Source organism: Peptoniphilus sp. (genome assembly GCF_034090345.1).
Taxonomy (GTDB): Bacteria; Bacillota; Clostridia; order Tissierellales; family Peptoniphilaceae; genus Peptoniphilus.
This window is the reverse complement of record NZ_JAXDSS010000084.1, coordinates 1-4315: the sequence shown is the minus strand read 5'-3', so window position 1 is coordinate 4315 and position 4315 is coordinate 1. Positions and strand designations below refer to the sequence as shown.

Sequence of the window (4315 nt, the reverse complement as noted above, 5' to 3'; positions counted from 1 at the left end):
AATTTACTTCAAAACTTAATAAATGCTATGTAAATAATATAATTGTTATTTAAAATTATGTCAATGATCTTTAATATAAAAATATTTTCAATAATCTTCTCTATATTTATTGTCTATTTTTAAAATTTACTCTATACTCTTCAATGAGGTGATATTTTGAAAAAAAATGAAGGATTCAGCTCCATTTGGGGCTTTATTTTAGTTGCAATAGGTCTTGCGCTGGGGATAGGTTCTCTTTGGAGATTTCCCTATGTAGTAGGGGCTAATGGAGGCGCTATTTTTATACTAATGTACATTGCAATAATATTGATTATAGGCATTCCTCTAATGACTTGTGAGGTTGCCATAGGCTTTCATACTCAACGTACTGCAATTGACGCATATAAGACTATTGCTCCTAAATCAAAATTCTATTTAGCGGGATATTTACATTTAGTAGCGGCAGCCTTAATATTGGGGTATACTGCACCTATTTATTCATGGATTTTTAAGTACTTAGTTGTAAGTTTCCAAGGTTCTTATATGGGGCTTACTTCGGATGGTGTAGTAGAATTTTTTAATGACTTCAATGCAGATAAGACTCAAGTGTTTTTATTTTTTATAATAAATTTAATATTAAATATTTTTGTATTGATTTTTGGTGTACAAAAAGGCATTGAGAGAATTTCTAAAATTCTCTTACCAATACTATTTTTAATTATGGCAGCTGTAATAATTGCTGTTCTCAGAGTTGATGGAGCTATAGATGGAGTTAAATTTTTATTTTTACCCGATGTATCCAAGTTTACTCTTGATTCCCTTTTAACTTGTTTAGGTCAAGCTTTCTTTGCTCTTGGGTTGGGAATGTTGGGAAGTATGGTTTTTGGCTCGTACATTAAAGATAAAGATGAAAATATATTTAAGAGTTCTTCTCTAATTTGTATTTCTTTAATTTTTGCAGGAATTCTTGCGGGGCTTATGATACTTCCCATGGTATTTGGAACTAATTTAGAAGTTACAGAGGGTGTTAGTTTGAGTTTTTTAACTTTACCTAATGCGTTCAATCTTGTTCCTGGTGGATACTTCTTATCCATACTATTCTATTTAGGATTCTACATTGCCGCATTTACTTCTTCAGTTGGAGTTTATGAAGCAATAGTGGGGCTTTTAACTGAAAAGTATAACTTAAATAGAATCACTGCTATTTTAATCAGTGCAGTGCCTATAGTTATAGTAGCTTATCTTTCAATTAATAACGATGCTTTATTTAGTATGTTTGATGTCATAGAAAGTAATTATATTTTAGTTTTCAGTTGTCTTGCGATAGCTATATTCTCCGGCTATATCTGGGGAATTGAAAATGTAATTAAAGCTAGCAATATTAAAAATGAATTTGTAAAGAGTTGGATGAGAATAAGTATAAAATATATAACTCCGGTAGCTATACTTATAATATTTTTATCACATTTCTTTAAATAATGATCTAAAATTATATAAATTAAGCAAGTGAAAAAGATAGAGTGAATTGCTCTATCTTTTTTACTCATTTGTATTGTACTACACTTTTTATCTTAGGTGCGATGGCGGTGGCGATTGCCATCTTAAGTAAATCCCCCGGAATAAATGGAATAAGTCCAAGTTGCAAAAGGCCTGTAATTGTACCGGGTGCTTTAGATATACCGGCCAGTATATAGTACATATATGGGATTCCTACAATGTAAAATATAATTTCACCTACAACAGTTGCAAGAAATATTTTTTTATAATCTCTTGAATCTCCAACTATTTTAGAAATTACATATGCTCCTACAACAAAACCAATTAAGAAGCCAAATGAAGGTTTGAATACAGTTTGTAGACCGCCGGTAAATTGAGCAAACACAGGAAGACCTGCCAATCCAATGAACAAATATATAAGTACACTTAGTGCAGCATCTTTAGCCGGCAATAATAATGCGGCCATAATTACAAAAAAATTTTGAAAACTAATTGGAACAGGACCTATTGGAACAGAAATAAAAGCTCCAACGCAAATAAGTGCTGTAAATAATGCAATTCTAACCATACGAGTTGTATTTTTAGTCATAATAGCCCTCCTTTAATAACTACATATATTTTAAAACCGGTTAACACTAATGTCAAATTAAATTTAATTGTAAACCCAAATATAATAAAATAAGAAAATTTATTGAAAATGATAAATTTAATAGATATACTTAATGAGATTGTAAATTTGGGGTAAAAATAAAAAATCATAAAATATACAAACAAGTTAGGAGAGACGATGTTATTAGCAATTGATGTAGGAAATACTTCTATAGTTTATGGTATATATCAAGGTGAAGAATTAATACAAAATTTTAGAATAGCAACAGTGAAGACAAGGTCTTCTGATGAATATGGAATGATATTTCAAAATACTCTATCAAATTCAGGAATAGGGTTAAATGAAATAGAAAATGTAATAATATCTTCAGTTGTTCCGAATCTTATGCATACTTTACCGTCGATGATTATAAAATATTTTGGCAAAAGACCAATAGTGGTCAATGGAGATTTAGATTACGATTTAAAAGTAGAATATGACAACCCAAGTGCTGTAGGGGCTGATAGAATTGTAAATGCAGTGGCTGCACTCGAAGTATATGGAGGACCTTGCATAATAATAGATATAGGTACGGCTATGACATTTTGCGTGGTAGACAAGGACAGAACATATAGAGGGGGACTTATTTTCCCGGGGATTGGAATTGCCGCAGAAGCACTTTTTGAAAGAACTTCAAAATTGCCTAGAATAGAAATTAAAAAGACGGAGAAAGTAGTTCAAACCGATACTGTATCTTCAATGCAATCGGGTTTATATCACGGGTATAATGCTTTGATTGATGGAATAATAGAAAGAATAATAGATGAAGTGGGCTTTGATGAAAAGAGTACAAAAATAATTTCCACAGGAGGATTTTCAGCTCTTTTAACGCATGATTCAAAGTATGACATAATAATTGATAAATACTTAACTCTTGATGGGCTCAGAATGATATATGATATGAATAGGGATAAAATTCTTGGAAACTAAAATATTTGCATCACTTGCACCTCTTGCAGGATATACAGACATAGCTTTTAGAGAAATTTGCTCGAGAATGGGAGCAAGCGAAGTTGTGACTGAAATGGTGTCTTGTAAGGGAATAGTGTATGGCGATAGAAAGACAAATGATTTATTAAAAATTTCTCCAAATGAAAAAAATGTTGTTGTACAACTCTTTGGAGATGAACCATATTTTATGGCTAAGGCGGCTGAAATTGTATCTGAATTTGATTTTATAGGGATAGATATAAATATGGGATGCCCTGCTCCTAAAATTGTAAAAAACAATTCCGGGTCTGCATTATTAGATCAACCTCATTTAGTATACGAAGTGACAAGGTCAGTTGTGAACGCGACTAATCTTCCTGTAAGTGTTAAGATTAGAAAAGGAATAAGGGAAACTAATTCCATAGAAGCTGCAAAGGCAATAGAAGCCGCGGGAGCGAGAAGAATAATTGTGCATGGAAGAACTCGAGAAGAATATTATACGGGTGTTTCTGATTGGGAATATATATCTGAAATTGCAAAGCTTGTTAAAATTCCTGTAATAGGAAATGGGGATGTAGATTCTTATCAAAATGCTTTTGAAAAAGTTATGAACTATGGAGTGAAGGGAGTGTCGATAGGCAGAGCGGCAATAGGAAATCCATTTATTTTTGAAGAAATAGCTACTAAATCAAGAGGAGAAGAATATTTTGAGCCAAGTTTTGTAGAGAGAATTGAAAAAGCAAGAGAGCATTTGAGACTTGCAGTCGAATACAAAAATGAAAGATTGGGTGTGCTTGAAATGAGAAAACAGTTTGTTGGTTATTTTAAAGGTATGCCCGGTTCAAAAGAGATAAGAGATAATATAAATAGATTAAATTCTTACGAACTTATAGATGAAGAATTACTTAAGTTTAAAGAAAAGTTTATTTAAAAATTTAATAAGATTTTTATTGAAGGTGGAGTTTATCTCTGCCTTTTTATATTTTAAATTTATTTTGAGTTATTTGACTAGAATAAGTAATTTTATTTAACTTTGAGCTTTTGCAATATACATGGTAATGATTTGCATATCATACTATTATCCTATTAAATATAGATACACAACCAATCCCTATTGGAGATACTTTTAACCATCTCTTTTGTTAATTTATTTATCGTTTCACACAACCTATCCACTACGTCTGATAATGTGTGGAAAAATTCATTTTTAAATCCCATAGTCCTAATTTGTTTCCAAATCTGTTCTATGGGGTTCATTTC

The 4315-nt window shown here is 31.4% G+C and carries 4 protein-coding genes; 3 read left to right on the top strand and 1 reads right to left on the bottom strand.

Going from position 1 to position 4315, the window contains the following annotated elements; genetic code table 11:
• Nucleotides 1-156 precede the first annotated feature (156 nt).
• Nucleotides 157-1458 carry a sodium-dependent transporter gene (locus SOR77_RS07470; RefSeq protein WP_320636508.1) on the top strand — a complete coding sequence of 434 codons (1302 nt, stop codon included), beginning with the start codon at nt 157-159 and terminating at the stop codon, nt 1456-1458.
• 64 nt (nt 1459-1522) lie between these two features.
• On the opposite strand, the gene SOR77_RS07465 is transcribed toward SOR77_RS07470, so the two are convergent.
• Entirely contained in the window at nt 1523-2065 is a 543-nt protein-coding gene (locus SOR77_RS07465; RefSeq protein ID WP_320636507.1) for a biotin transporter BioY, read from the bottom strand.
• Between the two features lie 198 nt (nt 2066-2263).
• Here SOR77_RS07465 and SOR77_RS07460 point away from each other — a divergent pair, with 198 nt between their 5' ends.
• The gene (locus SOR77_RS07460; RefSeq protein WP_320636506.1) at nt 2264-3055 is read left to right on the top strand and encodes a type III pantothenate kinase; all 792 of its coding nucleotides are present in this window, start codon (nt 2264-2266) and stop codon (nt 3053-3055) included.
• Nucleotides 3045-3986 carry a tRNA dihydrouridine synthase DusB gene (gene dusB / locus SOR77_RS07455; RefSeq protein ID WP_320636505.1) on the top strand — a complete coding sequence of 314 codons (942 nt, stop codon included), beginning with the start codon at nt 3045-3047 and terminating at the stop codon, nt 3984-3986. The genes SOR77_RS07460 and dusB overlap by 11 nt, the downstream gene beginning before the upstream one ends.
• Nucleotides 3987-4315: the final 329 nt, after the last annotated feature.